General features: G+C 57.9%; 1 protein-coding gene. It reads right to left on the bottom strand.

The features are described from left to right. A partial coding sequence (locus J4G32_RS21490; protein ID WP_246505465.1) for a thiamine pyrophosphate-dependent enzyme occupies nucleotides 1–280 on the bottom strand: 280 nt, incomplete at both ends.

The following is a 280-nucleotide window of genomic DNA, read 5'->3' as shown; positions in this document are numbered from 1 at the left end:
TTTCGCCAGTTCGATCACTTCATCGCCGCGGCCGCTAATAATGGCGCGCAGCATGTACAGGCTAAAGCCTTTCGCTTGTTCCAGTTTGATCTGCGGCGGGATCGCCAGCTCTTCTTTTGCCACGACCACGTCAACCAGTACCGGGCCATCGATGGAAAACGCGCGCTGTAGCGCTCCGTCCACGTCTGCGGCTTTTTCCACGCGAATACCGGTAATGCCGCAGGCTTCGGCGATACGCGCGAAATTGGTGTCGTGCAGTTCGGTACCGTCGGTAAGGTAG

The sequence above is a fragment of the Microvirga antarctica genome, from assembly GCF_017921815.1.
Lineage (GTDB): Bacteria > Pseudomonadota > Alphaproteobacteria > Rhizobiales > Beijerinckiaceae > Microvirga > Microvirga antarctica.
This window is presented reverse-complemented; position numbering and strand designations above follow the sequence as displayed.